Below are 2,473 nucleotides of genomic sequence, written 5' to 3'. Positions count from 1 at the left end.
CCTGTGCCGCGGCGACCGCCGAGATGCCGTACTCCTCGGCGAGCTCGGCGATGCCCGCCGAGCCCACGAGGCCGTGGAAGCCGCCCTCGCAGCCGAGCGCGGACGGCAGCCGCGAGGTGCCGGGCACGGGCAGGAAGCCGATCTCGCCCGCACCGCCCGAGGCGCCTCTGCGCAGCTTGCCGTCGAGCACGACGGCCGCGCCCACGCCATGGCCGAGCCAGAGCAGTACGAAGGTGTCCTGGCCACGGGCCGCGCCGAGGCGCTGTTCCGCGAGCGCGGCGAGATTGGTCTCGTTCTCCACCAGTACGGTGGCCGACAGCCGCTCATGGAGCGCGGCGACGAGTCTTCGGTGCCACGCGGGCAGTCCGGTGGTGTCACGGAGCTCGCCGGTGCCCGGCGCGACCAGGCCGGGCGCGCCGATGCCCACACTGTGCAGCCGTATTGCGCCGGCCTCCGCGGCCGTACGTTCCAGCAGCGCCGCCGCCCGTTCGACGGCGGCCTCCGTGGCCGTGTCGCTGCCGATGGGCAGATCGGCCTCGGCGAGAGTCCTGCCGAGCAGATCCGCGACGACGACGGAGACGCTGTGCGTCCGTACGTCGAGGGCCGCGAGATGGGCCAGGTCGGCGACGATCCCGTACAGCCGGGCGTTGGGCCCGCGGCGCCGGTCGCCGGTCTCGCCGACGACCCGGACCAGCCCGGCGTCCTGGAGCCGCTCCACCAGATCGGCGACGGTGGGACGGGAGAGTCCGGTCAGCGTCTTGAGCTGTCCTGCCGTCAACGGGCCTTCCTGCTGGAGCAGTCGCAGGGCGAGCCGGTCGTTGATGGCCCGTGCGGTACTCGGGGATGCGGCCATGCCGGAATCCTTCCAGATCGCTGGACCCAAAATTCTCTATTTATCAGGCAGGGTTCCTGATAGTTTACTCCGGCACCGAGCACGGGCGTGTCCGCGGTGCGCCGGAGGACGGCACCTCACAGGAGAGGGCAGGACAGGATGTCGGCTGAAGTGGTCTACGACAAACGGAGGTTGCGGCGCGCGAGGTTCGCCGTCGCCGCCGTCTTCTGTGTGCACGGGGCGGTCACCGGCAGCTTCGCCACACGTATTCCCTGGATCCAGGATCACGCGGGAGTCAGCGCGGGACAGCTCGGTCTCGCGCTCGCCTTTCCCGCGATCGGCGCCTCGGTCGCGATGCCTCTGGCCGGTACGGTCAGCCATCGCTTCGGGGCGCGCACCGCGCTGCGCGGACTGCTCGCCCTGTGGACATTGGCGCTGACCTTGCCGGCGCTCGCGCCCGGTCTGGTCACGCTGTGCGCCACGCTGTTCGTCTTCGGCGCGACCGCGGGCATGTCGGACGTGGCGATGAACGCGCTCGGAGTGGAGGTCGAGAACCGTCTCGACAAGTCGATCATGTCCGGTCTGCACGGCATGTGGAGCACGGGCGCGCTGATCGGCTCGGCGGCCGGAACGCTCGCCGCGCATCTCGGCGCCGACGCGCGGCTGCACCATCTGCTCGCCGCGTGCGTGCTCACCGTACTGGGCCTGGTCTTCTGCCAGGGCGTACTGGATCTGCGCAGCGCACCCGACGAGGAACCACCGCCGCGGTTCGCGCTGCCGCCGAAGTCCGCGGTGGTCATCGGGGCGATCGGATTCTGCGCGGTCTTCGCGGAGGGCGCGAGCATGGACTGGTCGGCGGTCTATCTGCGCGACGTACTGGACACCTCGCCCGGTCTCGCGGCGGCCTCGACCACCGCCTTCGCCCTGACCATGGCTGTCGCGCGGCTCGCGGGCGACAAGGTGATCGACCGCTTCGGCGCGGTACGGACGGTGCGGACCGGTGGAGTGCTGGCCGCGGCGGGCGGCCTGCTGGTCGTCGTCGCACCTCATCCGGCGCTGGCCATGGGCGGCTTCGGGCTGCTCGGACTGGGTGTGGCGGTGGTCGTACCACTCGCCTTCGCGGCGGCCGGTCGCGCGGGCCCGAACCCGAGCCAGGCGATCGCGGGCGTCGCGACCATCACCTACACCTCGGGCCTGATCGCACCCTCGGCGATCGGCGCGGTCGCCGACGCGACGTCGCTGGTGGGGTCGTTCGGACTGGTGACGCTGCTGGCGTGCGGGCTGATGGTGGGAGCGGGGGTACTACGACCGGGAGACCGACGGACGAGCGCGGCCGGGGCGGAGGTGGGCGTGGCGCCGGAGGCGTAGGGGTGCGGTGCGGTGCGCCTGGCGGCGCGGGGGCCGGTGGTGGGTGCGGGGGCCGGGGCACTCCGGAGGCACATGTCCGGACGGCATGCTGTGTTTCCCGGGGGACACCCCCGGACCCCCGTACGCCGCGTGCGGACCGACTGTCGGGTGCGGGTTTCGTGTGCGGCACAAATAACGCTTTAGTGTCCGGACACGCACCTCCTCCGACCCCGACCCCCTCCCGCCGTCGTCCCGGCTGCGGGTCCGATCCGGGCACCCACCAAGCCCGTCCGG

2 protein-coding genes are annotated in these 2,473 nt (G+C 72.2%); one reads left to right on the top strand and one right to left on the bottom strand.

Translation table 11 applies throughout. The features are described from left to right. The coding region (locus GA0115259_RS03510; protein WP_093590655.1) for an ROK family transcriptional regulator at positions 1-853 on the bottom strand (853 nt) is incomplete at its 3' end. A gap of 138 nt (positions 854-991) precedes the next feature. On the opposite strand from GA0115259_RS03510, the gene GA0115259_RS03505 reads away from it, so the two are divergent. Further along, the gene (locus tag GA0115259_RS03505; RefSeq protein ID WP_093590652.1) at positions 992-2,200 is read left to right on the top strand and encodes an MFS transporter; all 1,209 of its coding nucleotides are present in this window, start codon (positions 992-994) and stop codon (positions 2,198-2,200) included. Positions 2,201-2,473: the final 273 nt, after the last annotated feature.

The sequence above is a fragment of the Streptomyces sp. MnatMP-M17 genome (genome assembly GCF_900091995.1).
Taxonomy (GTDB): domain Bacteria; phylum Actinomycetota; class Actinomycetes; order Streptomycetales; family Streptomycetaceae; genus Streptomyces.
Note: the sequence above shows the minus strand (reverse complement) of the source record. Positions and strands in the feature narration are given on the sequence as shown.

Coding starts and splice junctions, on each gene's coding strand:
- GA0115259_RS03505 (WP_093590652.1), top strand. CDS start 992: ATGTCGGCTGAAGTGGTCTACGACAAACGGAGGTTGCGGCGCGCGAGG.